The 17,105-nt window shown below is 70.2% G+C and carries 20 protein-coding genes; 5 read left to right on the plus strand and 15 right to left on the minus strand.

The window, feature by feature from the left end; translation table 11 throughout:
* Positions 1–89 precede the first annotated feature (89 nt).
* Positions 90–713 (plus strand): hypothetical protein, encoded by a 624-nt coding sequence (locus tag J2X60_RS04455; RefSeq protein WP_309886611.1) that lies wholly within the window; start codon positions 90–92, stop codon positions 711–713.
* Between the two features lie 42 nt (positions 714–755).
* Here the strand turns inward: J2X60_RS04455 and J2X60_RS04460 are convergent, their stop codons facing one another.
* The 10 genes from J2X60_RS04460 to J2X60_RS04505 form a co-directional block, all read right to left on the minus strand.
* Entirely contained in the window at positions 756–1,001 is a 246-nt protein-coding gene (locus J2X60_RS04460) for a hypothetical protein (protein WP_309886612.1), read from the minus strand.
* Between the two features lie 34 nt (positions 1,002–1,035).
* Positions 1,036–1,686, minus strand: coding sequence for a hypothetical protein (locus J2X60_RS04465; RefSeq protein ID WP_309886613.1), 651 nt, complete (start codon positions 1,684–1,686; stop codon positions 1,036–1,038).
* Positions 1,677–2,252, minus strand: coding sequence for a hypothetical protein (locus J2X60_RS04470; RefSeq protein ID WP_309886614.1), 576 nt, complete (start codon positions 2,250–2,252; stop codon positions 1,677–1,679). Before J2X60_RS04470 ends, J2X60_RS04465 begins: the two co-directional genes overlap by 10 nt.
* 94 nt (positions 2,253–2,346) lie before the next feature.
* Positions 2,347–2,913: a hypothetical protein gene (locus J2X60_RS04475; protein WP_070417736.1), complete on the minus strand. Its 567-nt coding sequence runs from the start codon at positions 2,911–2,913 to the stop codon at positions 2,347–2,349.
* Positions 2,910–4,382 (minus strand): hypothetical protein, encoded by a 1,473-nt coding sequence (locus tag J2X60_RS04480; protein ID WP_309886615.1) that lies wholly within the window; start codon positions 4,380–4,382, stop codon positions 2,910–2,912. The genes J2X60_RS04475 and J2X60_RS04480 overlap by 4 nt, the downstream gene beginning before the upstream one ends.
* A complete protein-coding gene (locus J2X60_RS04485; protein WP_070417738.1) occupies positions 4,375–4,848 on the minus strand; it encodes a hypothetical protein in 474 nt (157 codons plus the stop codon). The genes J2X60_RS04480 and J2X60_RS04485 overlap by 8 nt, the downstream gene beginning before the upstream one ends.
* Positions 4,845–5,423, minus strand: coding sequence for a hypothetical protein (locus J2X60_RS04490; protein ID WP_156794828.1), 579 nt, complete (start codon positions 5,421–5,423; stop codon positions 4,845–4,847). Before J2X60_RS04490 ends, J2X60_RS04485 begins: the two co-directional genes overlap by 4 nt.
* Positions 5,424–5,491: 68 nt before the next feature.
* Positions 5,492–6,778, minus strand: a complete 1,287-nt coding sequence (locus J2X60_RS04495) for a WXG100 family type VII secretion target (RefSeq protein ID WP_309886616.1) — start codon at positions 6,776–6,778, stop codon at positions 5,492–5,494.
* On the minus strand, positions 6,778–7,071 hold the full coding sequence (locus tag J2X60_RS04500) for a hypothetical protein (RefSeq protein ID WP_070417741.1): 294 nt from the start codon (positions 7,069–7,071) through the stop codon (positions 6,778–6,780). Before J2X60_RS04500 ends, J2X60_RS04495 begins: the two co-directional genes overlap by 1 nt.
* 106 nt (positions 7,072–7,177) lie before the next feature.
* Complete coding sequence (locus J2X60_RS04505; RefSeq protein WP_070417742.1) at positions 7,178–7,471, minus strand: WXG100 family type VII secretion target; 294 nt, start codon at positions 7,469–7,471, stop codon at positions 7,178–7,180.
* Between the two features lie 118 nt (positions 7,472–7,589).
* Between J2X60_RS04505 and J2X60_RS04510 the strand changes: the two genes are divergently transcribed.
* The gene (locus J2X60_RS04510) at positions 7,590–8,099 is read left to right on the plus strand and encodes an FHA domain-containing protein (RefSeq protein ID WP_309886617.1); all 510 of its coding nucleotides are present in this window, start codon (positions 7,590–7,592) and stop codon (positions 8,097–8,099) included.
* Here J2X60_RS04510 and J2X60_RS04515 read toward each other — a convergent pair.
* The 4 genes from J2X60_RS04515 to J2X60_RS04530 all read right to left on the minus strand — a co-directional run bounded on the left by J2X60_RS04515 (position 8,072) and on the right by J2X60_RS04530 (position 11,489).
* A complete protein-coding gene (locus tag J2X60_RS04515; protein WP_309886618.1) occupies positions 8,072–8,863 on the minus strand; it encodes an oxygenase MpaB family protein in 792 nt (263 codons plus the stop codon). The two genes, J2X60_RS04510 and J2X60_RS04515, sit on opposite strands and share 28 nt — an antisense overlap.
* A 56-nt stretch (positions 8,864–8,919) precedes the next feature.
* Entirely contained in the window at positions 8,920–9,327 is a 408-nt protein-coding gene (locus tag J2X60_RS04520; RefSeq protein WP_229085236.1) for a hypothetical protein, read from the minus strand.
* 40 nt (positions 9,328–9,367) lie between these two features.
* A complete protein-coding gene (locus tag J2X60_RS04525) occupies positions 9,368–9,658 on the minus strand; it encodes a hypothetical protein (RefSeq protein ID WP_309886619.1) in 291 nt (96 codons plus the stop codon).
* 199 nt (positions 9,659–9,857) lie between these two features.
* Positions 9,858–11,489, minus strand: coding sequence for a RecQ family ATP-dependent DNA helicase (locus J2X60_RS04530; protein ID WP_309886620.1), 1,632 nt, complete (start codon positions 11,487–11,489; stop codon positions 9,858–9,860).
* A 252-nt stretch (positions 11,490–11,741) separates the two neighbouring features.
* Between J2X60_RS04530 and sucC the strand changes: the two genes are divergently transcribed.
* Together sucC and sucD are read left to right on the plus strand one after the other, a co-directional pair.
* Positions 11,742–12,911 (plus strand): ADP-forming succinate--CoA ligase subunit beta, encoded by a 1,170-nt coding sequence (gene sucC / locus J2X60_RS04535; protein ID WP_309886621.1) that lies wholly within the window; start codon positions 11,742–11,744, stop codon positions 12,909–12,911.
* A gap of 11 nt (positions 12,912–12,922) precedes the next feature.
* Positions 12,923–13,810, plus strand: a complete 888-nt coding sequence (sucD, locus tag J2X60_RS04540; protein WP_309886622.1) for a succinate--CoA ligase subunit alpha — start codon at positions 12,923–12,925, stop codon at positions 13,808–13,810.
* Between the two features lie 78 nt (positions 13,811–13,888).
* On the opposite strand, the gene J2X60_RS04545 is transcribed toward sucD, so the two are convergent.
* Positions 13,889–14,677, minus strand: coding sequence for a hypothetical protein (locus tag J2X60_RS04545; RefSeq protein WP_309777218.1), 789 nt, complete (start codon positions 14,675–14,677; stop codon positions 13,889–13,891).
* A 204-nt stretch (positions 14,678–14,881) separates the two neighbouring features.
* On the opposite strand from J2X60_RS04545, the gene J2X60_RS04550 reads away from it, so the two are divergent.
* On the plus strand, positions 14,882–17,095 hold the full coding sequence (locus J2X60_RS04550) for a DUF6350 family protein (protein WP_309886623.1): 2,214 nt from the start codon (positions 14,882–14,884) through the stop codon (positions 17,093–17,095).
* Positions 17,096–17,105: the final 10 nt, after the last annotated feature.

Here is a 17,105-nt window from a genome sequence, read left to right on the forward strand (position 1 = left end):
GCACTGGAGGCGCGGTGTGGGGGAACGGGCTCTGCTCACCCATGCGTGCGGTTGCGGGCTCAGCGCGGCGGGTCGCTATCCTTCGTGCTGTGCACGACGCCCCACCGGAGATCCTGGAGTTCAGTCCGGTGCAGCTCTCCAAGTGGCGGATCATCTTCGGCGGTCTGGGGCCGACAGCGCTCTGTGCACTGATCGGCGGCATCGTCGTGCTCTTCCCTGCTGGCAGGAGCGCCGCGATCGGCCTGGCGTTCTACGGTGCGCTCTACGCGGTCATGGTGTGGCCGGCGATCGGCCTCGCCGTGTGGCACCGCAGGGTCGCGACGATCCGGATCACCGACGATGCGGTCGAGTTCCGAGGGATCGTCCGGCGCCGACTCCTCCCGCGGGACGCGGACCTTCGCTGCCTTCGCTCGGCGTTCGACAACTGGCCCGCCAACGAGATCCTCTTCATCGTCCACGGCGGCCGTAGGAGGCGTCGGATCAGGATCGACTCCTGGAACTGGACCACCCCGAGGATCCGCGAGATCAGCGGGGTGCTGCGTGCCCGGACGCGGTTGCCGAGCAAGGGGAAGAAGATCGAGCAGCTGGTACCGGGCGCCACCCGCTACTGGGAGCGGTCGATCGTGAAGCTCTTCGCGCTCATCTTCGCGGGGTGTTTGTTGGCGATCATCGCGGTCGTCATCGTGTTCGGGTTCATCTTCCCGATGGGGTGACACCGCACCGCGCAGCGTCTGGACATCTGTCCCGACGGGTCGTCATCGTCCGCCACGCGCTCGACGGGATGACCGCAGGTGGCGGCTCCCGATGCTGACGCCGACGACCAGCGCGAACGCCCACACGATGTACCGGATGAGCCACGCGGTCGGTCCGTCCCAGGGGCCCGTGTCGTACTTGCCTCCTGGGAGGAGTGAGACGCCGACACCGATCGCGAGCACGATCACCGTGTCACGGGCGAATGCGGCCCAGCGGCGTCCGGGCGTGAGGGGGCGTCGTCGTGTCATGGCTTCCTTGGTGGTGCGGTTGTCGTCATTGACGTCACTGGGAGTCCGGGTTGAGCACCAACCCGAGCGCGAACTGATCGACCAGTGGCGCAGCGAACGACTCGTCGGCACGTTTCGGGATGAATGTGGTCAACACCGCGGTCAGCGGATCGGGCAGCTGCGCGATCGGCTGCACCCAGCGGATCGTCGTGGCCGGGACCGGACGGCGCAGGAGTGAGCGTCCTGGTGTCTTCGCCCGGTCGAGGATGCGCGTGGCCGGGCCGAGCGCCGTCATGCAGGTCGACACATCGGGATCGCCGGTTCGTCCGGCGAGCGGGAGCAATGCGTCGTCGACCGCCTGGGCAGCAGGATCCAACCCAGGGAAGTACTGGATGACCGTGTACGCGAGTACCTCGACCGTCGGAGCGTCCGTCGTCAGGACGAAGAAGTCGTGGGCATCGACCTCGTTCCGCAATTGCGCCAGTTTGGTCATGGTCGATTCGAGCGACGATTCCAGGCGCTTCGGGACCGGCCACTGGAGGTGACTGATCACGTTCGCTGTCGCGGCGCGCCCGGTGGTGGTCGGGTCGCCCCGGATGAACTTCGTCCAGGCGTTGACGTAGTCGAATTCGAGCCCCATCAGCTGTGCTCCGTTCTCGGTTGCCCGGTCACTTCGGCAGTCGTCAGCGACGACGCTCACGCCCAATCGACACGCACGTCGCGCAGAAGCTCGTCGAGCATGGGCCGAGCGAGGGCGCTGTCGTTCTCGTCGGGGACGAAGAACGACACGACCACCGTGAGCTCGTTCAGGCCGTCGACGATGGGGATGATCGCACGAACGACCTGCATCACCGGCCGCCCCCGGCCGCCGGTGCTGCGTTCCCGCATCTCCACGAGCGTTGCACGTCCGACGGGCAGGTCGAGTGTCCCGACACTGGCGTCGCCGATGCCGGACGCCCGCGGTGCACGAGCGTCGTCGATGAAGGTGTCCGCGCGGTCGACACCGGCGACGGTGTGAACGACCGCGTACGCGATCGCTCGGACCGTCGGCGCGGTGGTCGAGAGCACGAAGCAGGTCTCTGCCTTCGCCGCTGTCTGGAACGCGGCGATGTCGCGCACGACCGTTCGGAGCACCGTGCGTTCTCGACGCTTCGGCCGCTGCTTCGCCTGCGCGAGAGCGTGCTCCACCGTGGCGTCGGTGACCTCGTCGATCGCACCCTCGTCGTCGAGCAGCGTCCAGGCGCGGTTGTAGTTCCACAGCAAGCGAATCAATCAAGTCCCCTCGTTGCACCGCACGCGACCGCTCGAGGCATCGCGGTCGGTGTTCGGTCTGTGACCCGGACGCCGCCGTGCTCAGCAACCGGACTCATCGCGCCGAGACATCCTGTACGAGCCGATCGATCATCGGCAGCGCGACAGGCAGGTAGAGCTCGTCGGGGATGAAGGACGACTGCGCGACAGCCAGGTCGTGGCCGTGGCTGTCGATCCGGATGATCCACCGCACGATCGTCTGCAGACTGGACTTGCGACCTTCACCGATCCGCTCACGCGTCAGTATGCGGGTTGCTTCCCCGACCGCGAGTTGGTGACGACTCACGTCCGCGTCACCGAGGCCGGAGGGCCTCGAGGCGAGAGCGCTCTCGACGAACTCGTCCACGAGGTGCGCTCCCGGCGACGAGTGCACGAGCGTGTAGGCGATCACCTGCACTCTCGGCGTGGTGCTGCAGAGCGCGAAGCAGGACTCGGCCCGGACCTCGTCCTGCAGCCGCGCCAAGTCTTCCATCCGCGAGCGAACCGATGACCGCTCTCGTCGCGTCACCTTCTGCTGAGCCTGCGCCACGGCTTCGCTCGTGGCCAGATCTGCGACCATCTCAGGATCGCCGTGTTCCAGCAGCGTCCAAGCCCGACTGTATGAGTACAGGACCTCGGTCATTCGTCACCTCTCTGCGCCCCGGTACGAAGCCACCGGACGAATCCGAGCGGCCGGTGGCCGCGTTCGGCCAGCCGCCTTCGGCTCATGAGCCAACTGCCGATGACGAAGGCACCGGCGAAGAGCGCCGCGTCGATGGCGCCCAACCAATTGTCTCTGTGGAGAAACCACCCGAAGAGGGCTCCGCCAGCAAGGACGGCGATCGCAATGTTCCGCTGGCCCCGAGTCGGGAACCGCCCTGGAGTCGGTGCCGGGTCTTGGACGTGTCGGGCGACGGGGAGCCGGGTTGCAGACTCGATGATGATGGTCGCGAACACGGCGACGACCACCGCTATCGCGAGCACCCATCCGATGATGCGCAGGGGCAGCGCCTCCTCAGTCATCGGCACAGACGCAACCATTCCGCAGAAGAACGCTGCCGCAGCGACCAGGGGTATCGGCTGGACCCCGAGCCGACCGTTGGCGAGTGACTCGACCGAGATCGTCCTGCTCCGTTGCGGATCGAGGCTCCTGCTCGCAGCCCATTCCGTGGTCGAAGTCGAGGAGGTCAGGATTCCGCGACCCGTGAGCCACTCCCACAGCTCCGACCGCCGAACCTCGTCCGGGAACCACGCCCACGCCGGAAGTTGCGCGCGGATGGTCCCCGTACCGTCGCGGAGCACGGCGGCAGCGCCGTATTCACCTTGAACGAACTCTGCGCGGCGGAGAGCCGCGTCGCCTGAACCGGCCTGGTCGACCGACAGCAACTGCTCGGCACCTTGACCGTCGCGGAGCACGACGAGCTCGTCACGGAGACCGATGCAAGCTGTCCTCCGGAACCACGAAGGACCGTCCGCCGGTGCGATGCCGTGGTCTTCGACGCGCTTGCGCCGGACACGTCCAGACAACGCGACGAACACTGCCGTCGCGAGCCCCAGGAGGACGATGGTCTTGATCGCGACCCAGACAGCGTCGGAATCGGGCCCGTTCATCAGCGTGGTGACCAAGGGTCCGTAGACGACGGCGAGGAACGCGAGACCACCGCCGATCACGATGGCCGTCATCAAGGCTGTCGAGCGGGCTGCGCGGTGACCCGCGGGCCGAACCAGATTCGCCTCTCGTGCCAGAGCTCCGACACTGCTTTCGTCATGACGCGGGAAACGTTCGAGGAGCACGTTCAGCCCACTTGATCGCAAGGCAAGCTCCCTGGACGTCACCGTGACCGGTTCCATCCACCAGTCGTCGACAGCAATCAGCCATGATCCGTTGTCACCACTGAGCAGGATGCCTCCGTTGCCAGCTGTCAAGGACACTGTCGGGGGGAGTTCGGTCCAATCGATGAACGTCGCGTTGCGGAGCGTCGAGGTGACGTTCCGGCGGCCCCGGTCCGACTCCGCGACCAAGGCGTCGTCGACCAGCCACAGTTGGCGTGTGTCGAAACGCGCAGCCCATCGATCGCTGGTCAACGCGGCTCGGGCGAGCGGCTCAGTCATCGAACCTGATTATCGCAGCCAGTTGATCGACGATGGCGATCACGGCCTCCACATTGACTGCTTCCATCGACTCGGTCGAGAGGACCGCGATCGAGTCCGCGACGTGCCACGACCAGGAAGCATGCGTTGCGACGACCATCCCACGCTCGGGGAAGGGCTGGGGGAACCGTTGGACGAGCCGGAGAGCGGGGCCGGCGTGAGTCTGGATGATGCGTTCGTCGGGATCTTCGAGCACATCTGAAGCGCGGAGCCCCCGACGCACCTCACCCGGGCTACGTCCGTCGAGCGGAACGACCCGGCCCACCAGCCATCCGATCGGACCACGGCGTTCGTCCACGACGAGCCATGCGGCGTTCGCTGCGCCGCTCAGAAGCAGTTCGGCGAGCGGATCCAAGTCATGTTCACCGTCGCGGACGAGTGGAAGTGGCACCAGGGCGGGCGTGTCTGGCCAGCGAATCGAGATCATGCGGTCGTCCAGGCGAATCCGCTCATCAGGATGTCGAAATGTGCCACCCGCTGATCAACGAAGTCGGTGCCGACTCCTCGGAACGAGACGACGACGAATGTCCCTGACTCATCCGGCACTCTGATGAGGTACTCGACGCGAGTCTGGTCGAGCGTTCCTGCTGCGTCCTCATCGCCTCGCAGTGCGCTCGTGTAGGCAAGGAGTCCGTCCGGCGTCGTCGTGTCGCCCGAAGCGCCCGCGAGCGTCGAAGAGATGCTGTCTCGCGTACGGACCGCCGGACCCGCTGGCAGCTCGATCAGATCGCCGCCCAGGCCCGCGGCGAGGTCGTCGGAACGCAGCTCAGCAACCTTCGGCCCGAGGTACGCGGCCGTGACGGTGATCATCATGTTCGCCCGGTAGCCGCCGAACTGCCCATCGAAGAAGAAGACGTCAGCCGTACCGATGTCACGCAGACCGGAGAGGGCGCGTTCGATGTCGCGTTCTGCTCTCTGGCGAGCGACAACCCGATCTCGTTCAGGCAGGTCCGAGCGCTTCGCGAGCATGGGGATGTGCCGCTCGACGAACCGTTGAGCCATCGAGGGTCCAGCATCTGCGGTCCGGTAGCGGTACCACCCGTCAGGCGTCAGGAAGCGGTAGGCCGTTGTCACAGTGACCCGACGTGGATCTCTGTCTTCGAGTGCCAGTAGCTGTTCCAACCGGATTGAAGGTCGGTCTTCACGTCGCCCAGGGTCTGGATCGTCGACATGTTGCCGAGCGCCTGCGTCTCGATCGTCACGAGGGACGGCTTGACTGCCCTGATGTAAGCCTCACGCATGAGCGGTGCATTCCACGCGAGCTTCCGGACCATCACGGCCTCGGCGAGTCCGCCTGAGATCAGGTTGTCCGCGAGCCGGACAGAGCGGCCGTTTCCGACTGCCTTCGCAGCGTCGACTCCTCGAGTCGCCCCTCGGAGGAACGCGTTCGTCTCCTCGGCGACGGACCCGCCCCTTGCCACAACGCCAGCGGCGGCTTCTGAAGCCGTCTTGGTACCCACGGTCGCCCGGAGCATCTGCATTGCTGGCTTGGCTGCCGAGGCCGCTTTCAGCCCGACGGCGGAGAGTGCGAACATCACTGCGTCGTTGGTGACGTCGCCAGCCGTGGCATCACCGGCCACCGCCTGCGCTGAGGTCAGCAGGAGCTTGGTACCCGCTGCCACGAGCCCGATCACCGCGATGGCGAAGAGTGCACCGGGGATGAACAGGGCGGCGAGGACGGTCGCGAGCAGCAGTACCGGGCCGAGGGCGTCCAGGGCGTCCTTGATCACGTTGATGACGCCCCGCGCCCCGTGGATCGCCTGCTTCACGTGGTCGAACCAGCCGTCCTTCAGCCCGTCGTCCGCGCCCTGTCGGATGCGATCGGCGACCCGACCGGCCAGCTCCCCGTACTCGCCCTCTTCGCCGAAGGGCCCGGCGAGCCGGTGGATGATCGCCTTCGCCGCGTCGATGTCGCCCTGCGCCGCACTCAGCGCCCGGTCCTGCGCGTCGACCTGGTCCTGGTGTTCCGGACTGTCGGCCTCGGCCGTGATGGTCTGGTTCGCGGCAGCGCGGTGTGCGTCCCGCGCGTCCTGCGCCTGCAGCAGGGCTGCGTCGGCCTCGCGCTGGAGCCCCTCGAGCCCGTCCGCCCACTGGTCGAGCGCGGCGGCGAGCTCGGTGTAGCGGCCCTTGGCCTTCTCGATGGCGCCGGCGAGGTCACCGGCGGAGTCGCGGAACTTCGTCCCCGACTCGCTCTCCCAGCCCTCGCCGTCCTTCAGGCTGTTGAGGCGGTTGACCTGCTCGGTGATGGCCTGCTCGATCGAACGGGCACCGGAGGCGGACTGCCGGATCTCGGCCGGGTCGCCGGGCACCGGGTCGAGCTGCATGTCGACGGCGCTCCAGTCGCTGGGCCGTGCCATCAGCTGTCCTTCCCGAGGATCTTGTTCGCGAGCTCGACCTCGGTCTGGGTGAAGCCGTCGTGCGCGCTCTCGGCCATCTCGGCCACGGCCTTGATCGACTCCTGGAGGCGCCCGCGCCGGATGTCCCAGTTGCCGGCGAAGTCGTCGATCGCACTGCCGACCGTCATCGAGCCGATGCCGGTCTTGTAGTCGGATGCGGCAGAGGCGACGTGTTGGAAGTCGCCGTGCAGCCTCGAGAGGTCGGATGCGAGATTCCCGATCAGGTCGAGATCGAGCTTGATGGTGCCGGCCACGGTTCCCCCGGTGGATTCCTACTGCTGCTGGTCGTTCGACGCCGCCCCTGCGGCGAGAGCGGTGGCCGGCACCCCCAGGCGCCGGCCACCGTCGTGCTGGTCCTGACTAGCCGATGCTCGAAGCGAGCTGCTCGTCCGTCGACTCGAGCGTGTTGGCCGCGCTCTCGAGGAACCCGGCCATGCCGTCGATCGCCTGGATCGTCTGCGTCGCGCCGGAGTTGAACTCCGAGTACGTCGCGTCGAACGCCTTGGACGACTTGTCGGTGACGTAGCCCGACGACACGAGGTTGTCGATCTGGCTCTTGAGCTGGCTCAGCTGGTCCTCGATGGACTTCTGGCCGTTGCGCAGCTGCGAAGCCTGGTTGCGGAGATCGTCGTAGGTGACGTTGACGTTTGCCATGTGCATACCCTCCCGATGCGGTATTTGATGTACCGGGAGCCCCCCGGCGGTTCGACGATACTTGATTCCGTTGCATCTCGCACCAGGTGGGGACAAGAACCAGAACGAGGGGTACACCGTGGCACGACGTCGCAAGGACGAGGGGGCACCGGAACGTCCGGTCGTCACCCACGCCGAGCTCGAGCGCGATCGACAGGCCGGTCACCTGTCGCGCGCGTGGGTGCTGCCGAGCGCACCGGTGTCCGACCGCGAGCCGGACGCCGTGGTGCACACCGACCAGCCGCTGCCCACGATCGGCGTGGTGCCGCGGCTCGTGCTCGAGGTCGCACCGGGCAACGTGGTGCCGCTCGACCAGCCGGTGGTCCTGGGGCGCAAGGTCCACACGGCGCCCGGACGGCGTGCGGTGCTGCTCGACGACCCGGGTCGTTCGGTGTCGCGCGAGCACGCGGCTATCCGGCCGACGGGCGACGGTGGACTCGTGGTCGAGGACCTCGGCTCCGCGAACGGCACGGTCGTGGTCCGGGCGTCCGGGGCGCAGGAGCCGAGCGTGGGTGGCGCGCAGGTCGTGGCCCGGCCCGGTGACGTGGTGATGGTCGGCGACTACGCGGTCCGGGTCCTCGCCGGCTGACCACCGGCCGCGTGCCGCCGCATCGCCCGCAGGAGCAGCGGCCCCGGCAGCCGCAGCAGCCACCCGGGCAGGATCGCCCGTGCGACCCGTACCCGGCGCACGGTCCGCCGGAAACGCCGCTGTTCGCGCGGCCCCCACGCGAAGCCGTACTGCGACCGGAGGGCGTCCGGGAGCATCCCGACGGTGACGATCTGCACGAGCGGCATCGCGGCCCGCACCCACAGCGGCGCGAACCGGGGGTGCAGCAGGTCGCGCACGACGCCGCGGGCGTCCTCGGTGACGCGGAGCCCGGCGAGTGTGCGGGTCCAGTAGCGGTCGAAGTCGGCGACGGTCGTCGGCCAACGGTCCGCGGGCACGCGCAGCGCGGTGCCGATCGGGGCGTAGGCGTCGAGCACGCGTTCGGCGAGCGCGGGTCCCGCGGGCGTACCGAACAGCTCGTGGGCGCGCATCGCGGAGTCGTACAGGGTCGCGGCCACCCAGAGCTGCCGGTCCACGTCGTCGGCTCCGGCGACCGGCCGGTGGGCGCGGTCCACGAAACCGGCCGCGACGGCAGCGTCGGCGTCGGTGCCGACCACCGCCGCGTACACGAACGTGAGGGTGTGGGCGAGCCGTTGCTGCGGCCGTCGAGCGAAGTCCGAGTGCCGCCGGACCCCCGCTGCGACCACGGGGTCGGCGATCTGGAGCAGGATGGCGCGGCCTCCGGCGGCCACGGGCGTGCTGTCGGCGAGGAACCGACGCAGGTCGCGTTCCGGGACCCCGCCCAAGGACGGACTGGAGGGACGGCGCGGGCCCGGCACCGTTCCTCCCGTCCGGCGACCGCTCACGGTCGTGGCCCGCGCCGTCCGGCGCGGAGGCGGGGGAGCACGTCGATCACGATGGCGGCGGCGAGGGCGAGCGTCCCGCCCACCAGGGCGGCGACGAGGAACGCCGCGCTCCCGACCTGCCCCGTCGCGGCGGCGACCAGGACGGCGACCAGCCAGATCGCCGGGAGCGGCCAGAGGTGGCTCGGCGATCCGGCGACCACCGCGAGCAGCACCCCGGCGACGACCAGCGGCACCCAGAGCACGTTCGTGCCGCACGGTGGTCCGTACGTACCCGGACCGCAGTCGGTCACACCGGACCGGACACCCGTGTGCGCCGCGGCCGCGACGAGCAGGAGCGATGCGAGGGCCAGCAGCCGAGCCACGGCGGGCATGCTGCGGACACTGTCCTGGACGCGACGGAGCACGGCCCGATCGTACTGGGCCGTGCTCCGTGGGGGCCGTCGGTCAGAGGGGCTTCGTGCCGAGGTCGTTCCCGAGGTCGGGGCGGTCCTCGTCGTCGTGCTCCCACAGGTCGGGGGAACCCTCGCGCGGCGAGCCACCGGTCGGCCCGTCGTCGGTACCGTCACCGGGCTGCGGCTCGACGGTCTCGCCGGCGACGGCATCGTTCGTGACGGTCTCGAGGGACTCCTCGGACTCGTCCACCTCGTACGGGCCGACGTGCTCGCGGTCGACGTCGTCGTCGCGACGCTGCTGGGCCTCGAAGTCGTCGACGGGGCTGATGCCGGGATCGCTCATGGTGGTTCCTTTCCGTTGCGGGCTTCCTGCCTACCCGTCAGGCCTCGACGGGCGTCCGGTTTCGTGTCGTGTTCACCCGGGGGACACCTGCCGGTCACGCCGCCAGGGCAGCATCGCGGGTGCTCGGGGGAGTGGAGCGCGGTCGCCGACGGGTGGTCGAGCGACCGCGCCTTCCCCGCCCGGGCGTGGTCCCGGTGGGTCAGACCCGTTCGAGCAGGTCGTGCCGCTCGATGTCGGCCAGCGCGAGCGTGCGGTAGCCGGCGGACTCGAAGAACACGGTGATGCGGTCCTCCTCCGTGCTCATCACGACCCCCGTGCCCCACTCGGCGTGCTCGACCCGGGCGTCCGGCGGCCAGGCCGTGTCGTTGGCGCCGTCGGCGACGTGCGCGGCGGCGTCGTAGGCAGTCCCCGACGAACAGGTGTCGCAGTTCCCGCACGGTTCCGGGAGCTCGTCGCCGAAGTAGCCGAGCAGGAACTGCCGCCGGCACCCGGTCGTCTCGGCGAGCTGGCGCATCATCGCGATCCGGGACTCCTCGACCCGCTCCCGCTCGGCGGCGCGGTCCGCGGCGGCACGGGCCGCACGGCCGGCGTCCCGCGGACCGTCCGGCACCCGGGCGATCCCGTCCACGTCCTCGCGCAGGGCCCGGGCGTCGAGCAGGGCGTTGAGCGCGCGACCCGCGGTCCGGGCGGAGAGGCCCGAGGCCTCCACGACCGCGGAACGGAGCGACGAGCCGGTGGCCGGGACGGCGTCGAACACGGCGCGGACCGAGGCGGGTCGCGGCGACCCGGACGCGAAGAACGTGCGCAGGCCGAAGTCCTCGGCGCGGTAGTGCAGGGTGGCGCCAGCGGGTTCGGCGTCCCGTCCTGCACGCCCGATCTCCTGGTAGTAGGCGTCGATCGACTCGGGCACGTCGGCGTGCACGACGTACCGGACATCCGGCTTGTCGATGCCCATGCCGAACGCGCTGGTCGCCACCACGACGTCGACGTCGCCGTCCAGGAACCCGGTGTGCACGGCCTCCCGCTCGCGGATCGGCATGCCGGCGTGGTACGGCTGGGCCCGACGACCCCGGGCGGCGAGCGAGTCCGCGTACTCCGTGGTCGCCGCACGGGTGGCGACGTAGACCACGGTGGCGCCGTCGAGCTCGGCCACCTGCTCGACCACGGCCGCGCGCTTCTCGGCGTCCTCGGCATGCCGGACGACCTCGAGCCGGATGCCGGGCCGGTCGAATCCCGACGCGAGCACGAACGGGTCGCGCATGCCGAGCCGTTCGACGATGTCGTCCCGCACCGGAGCGGAGCCGGTCGCGGTCAGCGCGAGCACGGGCGGACGGCCGAGACGCTCCGCGACCTCGCCGAGCGCCAGGTAGTCCGGGCGGAAGTCGTGGCCCCAGGACGAGATGCAGTGAGCCTCGTCGACGGCGAGCAGCACGACGCCGGCGTCGCGGAGTCGCTCGAGCACGTCGTCCTTCGCGAGCTGTTCGGGCGCCAGGAACACGTAGCCGACCGCACCGGCGGCGACGGCGTCCCAGGCTTCAGCGACGTCGCGGGCCTTCCGTGTGGCGTTCATCGCGACGGCGCGGGGAGCGCCCTCGTGGTGCTCGAGTCCGACGACCTGGTCCTCCTGCAGCGCGACGAGGGGTGAGACCACGACGACGACGCCGTCCAGCTCGATGCCGGCGACCTGGTAGATCGCGGACTTCCCCGATCCGGTCGGCATCACGGCGAGTGCGTCGCGTCCGTCGAGCACGGCGTCGATGACGGATTCCTGGTCGGGTCGGAGGTGCCAGCCGAACACGTCGGCGGCGCGGGTACGGAGCGCGTCGTTCACCGTTCCACACTGCCGGGCGGACGCTGGGGGATCCTTCGACGGATGCGCCCAGCGGATCGGACGGAGCGGAGGTGATCCGCGCCTCCCGACCGACGGGTGCGCGCACGACGTGACGGGCGCGCACCGCGCGTCCACCTGCCGGCGCTAGGCTGGCTCCCGGCCGTTGTCTCGACATCGAGCGACCCTCGATGGTGAGTGTGGCGACCGGGTAACCGATGCCGATCGCACGGAACGTGCGGGAAGAAGAACAGCGTGGATCTTTTCGAGTACCAGGCCAGGGACCTCTTCGAGTCCTACGGCGTCCCCGTGTTGCAGGGGATCATCGCCGACACCCCGGACGAGGCGAGGGCGGCGGCCGAGAAGATCGGCGGAGTCGTCGTCGTCAAGGCGCAGGTGAAGGTCGGCGGTCGCGGCAAGGCCGGCGGCGTCAAGGTCGCCAAGACCCCGGACGAGGCCTACGAGCACGCCCAGGCGATCCTCGGCCTCGACATCAAGGGCCACACGGTCAAGCGGGTCATGATCGCCCAGGGCGCGGACATCGCCGAGGAGTTCTACTTCTCCGTGCTGCTCGACCGGGCGAACCGCTCGTACCTCTCGCTCACGAGCGTCGAGGGCGGCATGGAGATCGAGCAGCTCGCCGTCGAGAAGCCCGAGGCCCTCGCCCGCGTCGAGGTCAACCCGCTCACCGGGATCAACGACTCGGCGGCGAAGGACATCGCACGCCAGGCCGGGTTCCCCGACGAGTTGGTGGACCAGGTCGCCGCGGTGTTCGTGAAGCTCTACGACGTGTTCGCCGGCGAGGACGCCACCCTCGTCGAGGTCAACCCGCTCGTCCGCACGGGCGACGGCCAGATCCTCGCGCTCGACGGCAAGGTCTCGCTCGACGAGAACGCCGACTTCCGGCACGAGGGCCACAAGGACCTCGAGGACACCGCGAGCGAGGACCCGCTCGAGGCCAAGGCGAAGGCCCACGGTCTCAACTACGTCAAGCTCGACGGCCAGGTCGGCGTGATCGGCAACGGTGCGGGGCTCGTCATGTCGACGCTCGACGTCGTCGCCTACGCCGGTGACCGCCACGGCGGCGTGAAGCCCGCCAACTTCCTCGACATCGGCGGCGGCGCCTCGGCCGAGGTCATGGCCAACGGCCTCGACGTCATCCTCGGCGACCCCCAGGTGAAGAGCGTCTTCGTGAACGTCTTCGGTGGCATCACCGCCTGCGACGCCGTCGCGAACGGCATCGTCGCCGCCCTCGGCATCCTCGGCGACGCGGCCACCAAACCGCTCGTCGTGCGCCTCGACGGCAACAACGTGGAAGAGGGTCGCCGGATCCTGGCGGAGGCAGCGCACCCGCTCGTCACCGTCGCCGCGACCATGGACGACGCGGCCGAGCAGGCCGCCGAACTCGCCGCCGCAGCGGCCTGAAGGGACTGACCATGTCGATCTTCCTCAACAAGGACTCCAAGGTCATCGTCCAGGGCATCACCGGCGGCGAGGGCACCAAGCACACCGCGCTCATGCTCAAGGCCGGCACGAACGTCGTCGGCGGCGTCAACGCCCGCAAGGCCGGCACCACCGTGACCCACGGCGACGTCGAGCTGCCGGTGTTCGGCTCGGTGCGCGAGGCCATCGACACCACCGGTGCCGACGTCTCCATCGTCTTCGTGCCGCCGGCGTTCGCGAAGGACGCCGTGATGGAGGCCATCGACGCCGAGATCCCGCTCGTCGTCGTCATCACCGAGGGCATCCCCGTGCAGGACTCCGCGGAGTTCTGGGCACACGCCAAGGCCCTCGGCGGCAAGACCCGCATCATCGGCCCGAACTGCCCCGGCATCATCACCCCCGGGGAGTCGCTCGTCGGCATCACCCCCGCGACGATCACCGGCAAGGGCCCGATCGGTCTCGTCTCGAAGTCGGGCACGCTGACCTACCAGATGATGTACGAACTGCGTGACCTGGGCTTCTCGACCGCCATCGGCATCGGCGGCGACCCGGTCATCTGCACCACGCACATCGACGCGCTCGCGGCGTTCGAGGCCGACCCCGAGACCGAGGCGATCGTCATGATCGGCGAGATCGGCGGCGACGCCGAGGAGCGTGCGGCCGACTACATCAAGGCGCACGTCACCAAGCCGGTCGTCGGCTACGTCGCGGGCTTCACCGCGCCGGAGGGCAAGACGATGGGTCACGCCGGCGCGATCGTGTCCGGCTCCGCCGGGACGGCCGAGGCGAAGAAGCAGGCGCTCGAGGCCGCTGGCGTCAAGGTCGGTAAGACGCCGTCGGAGACGGCGGCGCTGCTGCGTGAGGTGGTCGCGAGCAAGTAGCGCTCGCGGGTCCGGATGGTCGGACGGGAGGCGCGGTGCCGGCTGGCACCGCGCCTCCCGTCCGTCAGGCGGGCACGTTCAGCGGCTCACCGCCGGTTCGGTTGTCATCGCTCGCAGGACATCCGAAGTCCACGCCGAACGGACCTGATGGTCGTTGCCGGCCTCGTCGACGTTGGTCGAGGCCAACGTCGGCCCGTTCCCGATCGGCATGTGCAGGATCTGTCGATGGTCGTAGATGCCCACTGACTTCGGACTCGTCCCGGTCTCGACGGCCACGCGGTGCAGCCAGATGTCGTCGGCCCTCGGCGCGCTCTTGCGGAACTCAGAGCGACGGTCGCGCAGCGCCTCGAGCATCTTCGGCACCATGACGTGTCCCCAGCCTCCGGTTGCCAGGTGTCGTGCTGATGGTGGTCCGGCGGCGATCCGCTTCCAGTCGATGTACGGGGCGACGATGCCGCCGTGCATCTCGATACGCCGCGCGCGGTGCGTCGTGTTCGTCGACTGATCGGTTCGGTGCACGGACATCAGCGTCTCCAGCCACCGTCGCGGGAAGAGCCAGTCGTCGTCTGCGGTCACCAGCGGCACGCGGTGGACCGGGATCGACTGCACGTAGGGGTAGTACTTCTTGTGCGGGCCGTCATCCTCGGTGTGGAGGACTTCCGCTCCGCGTGCGATGAGCCGTTGCAGGCCCGGCGTCGGGTTCGCCACCGTCGAGGCGTCGTCGAGCCACAGGATCAGCCGGCTCGGGCGGGCGGTCCCTCGGGCGATGCTCTCGAGCGCGAGGTGCGCGGTGGCTATGCGCTCTCCGAAGCTCGTCATGCTCACCACGGGGCCACCGGGACGCGTCACCTGTTCCGCGGAGGTCATGTTTCGTGCTTGCAGGGTGAGGAGGCGCTGTCGGGTGCGGGCAACGAGTGCTGGATTGCGCATACATCCAGTATGAAATACAAAATGTTAAATAGCTATGAGTCGACGCTGTCACGAGCCACGCCTCGCGCATGAGCGTTGGCTTGCGCCGAGCCGCCGCGCGGCTGACACGGGATCGCGGCGACGGCACGTATCCTCGCTGCGATGAACCGCCTGGGAACCGCAGTGCTCGCCGCGATCGAGGCGGTCGTGACGGTCGGCGTCGGCATCGGGATCGCCCTCGTGCCGCTGACCCTCCTGTGGGGCTTCGAGTACGGACTCCAGGTCGACTGGGACGTGTTCTGGAAGGCCACGGGGAGCGTGTGGCTCGTCGGGCACGGGGTCGACGTGTCGTTCGTGCTCGGCTCGGCGCTCGCGAGGTCGTCCGGCGTGAGCGGCGCCACCGACCCGATCCACGTGACGCTCGCGGCGCTCGGGTTCGCCCTCGTGACCGCCTGGCTCGCCGGACGTGCCGGGCGCCGGTTCGCCGAGACCGAGCACCGCACGACGGGGCTCCTCGTCGGTACCGGTGTCGTCGCCGTCCTCGGGCTCCTCGTCGCACTGTCCTCCCGGTCCGCGGCGACCGTGACGACGCTCTGGCAGGCGATCGTCCTCCCGGCGCTCTGGTTCGGGATCCCCGCACTCGTCACGAGCGAGGTGTGCCGACGGCGACGGGGGCTCCCTGCCGACCCGGTCACCGGGCGCGTGCTCGACCAGCTCGACCGTGTCCCGACCGCCTGGCGTGCGATCGCGGCGTTCGGCCTCCGTGCCGGCACCGCCGCGACGGCTGCGGTCGTCGCCGTCGCCGGGGTCGTCGTCGCCTTCCTGCTCTTCGCCTCCTTCGCCGAGGTCATCTCCCTGTACGAGCGGTCGCACGCCGGCGTGGTCGGGGGGATCGCCCTGACGGTCGGCCAGCTCGCGTTCCTGCCGGACTTCGTCGGCTGGGCGACGTCGTGGCTCGTCGGGCCCGGCTTCGCGATCGGGACCGGGTCCAGCGTGTCGCCGATCGGCACGACGCTCGGGCCGATCCCCGGCCTGCCGGTGTTCGGCGCGCTGCCGGCGTCCGGGCACGCGTTCGGCCTGGTCTGGGTCCTCGTGCCGGTCGTGGCCGGGTTCGCGGCCGGCGGCCTCCTGCGTCCGCGGCTCGTGCAGGCCCTCGGCAGTGCGAACTCCGCCCTGCACCGGGCGCTCGGCGGCGTCGCAGCGGGGATCGTCGCCGGTGTGCTGACCGGACTCGTGGCGTGGCTCTCGGCGGGGTCGTTCGGCCCGGGGCGCCTGGCCGACGTCGGTCCGCACGCGCTGGTCGTCGGGGCGTTCGCGGCCCTCGAGGTCGGTGTGCCCGCCGTGGTGGCGCTCGCGGCCGGCAGCGACCTCGTCCGGATGCCCGAGCGCGGGTGGGCCCGGGAACAGTGGCACGAGACGGACGACGGCCCTGCGGACACGGACGCCGAGATCGCTGCCGACGGCTCGCTGCTCGCCGCACTCGACCGCGCCGGTGCCGGTCGGACCACCGACGTGCACCGCTTCGTGGTCGAGGAGACGCACGGCGGCACCACGGCCGACGCCGCACGCGCCGACGACGCCCATGCCGACGGCGGCCATGCCGACGGTGCCCACGGCGGCGACGCCAGGGGTCTGCCGGGGCGCGGCGGACCCGAGCAGGGCGATCGGGCACGCGTCGCCGCCACGCGGTACGACCGCGACGATGCGACCGTGGGCCGCGTCCCGGGCAGTGGCTCGCAGGGGTCGGGGAACGGCACCGAGGGCGGGAACGGGCCGGGGACCGGGGCCGACCGCAGCGCGCGGACCGAGCCGACCGGCACCGAGACCGAGGCGGGCGGCCCGGCGGAGTCGAGCCGCGCCTCCCGAACCGCACCCGACCCCGCACCGGACCGCGACCCGGACGCCGACGTGGCACTGCCGGACTGGGCCCGCACCGACGCCGTCGCCGCCGACCGCGTGCCCGCCGACCGCGTCATCGATCCCCCGCGTGCCACCGGCCGCGGGGGAGTCGGCGCGATCCGCGACCGCCTGCGCGGAGCCGCCGACGGCGTCCGCGAGCGCGCCGGCGACCTGCGCGACCGGGTCACCGGAGCCGACGTCGACCGCGAGCCGGACGAGGCCGCCACCGCCGTGCCGCGTGCGCCGGGGACGGAGCCGCAGCCCGCGTTCCCGTGGAGCACCGAGGAGTTCGTCGCGGGTCGAGACGACGTCGAGGACGTCGACGACCGTCGCGGTGACCGGCACGACGACCGGGCCACTGCCGAGGGCGGCTCGGTGCCGTCCGCGCCGACCGTGCAGCAGCAGCGGTGGGACGCCACGGACCAGATCCCCGAGGACGAGCTGCCGTGGTGGCGCCGCCCGAAGGACGACCGGTGACCGCAGCCCG

Source organism: Curtobacterium sp. 320 (genome assembly GCF_031455235.1).
GTDB lineage: Bacteria > Actinomycetota > Actinomycetes > Actinomycetales > Microbacteriaceae > Curtobacterium.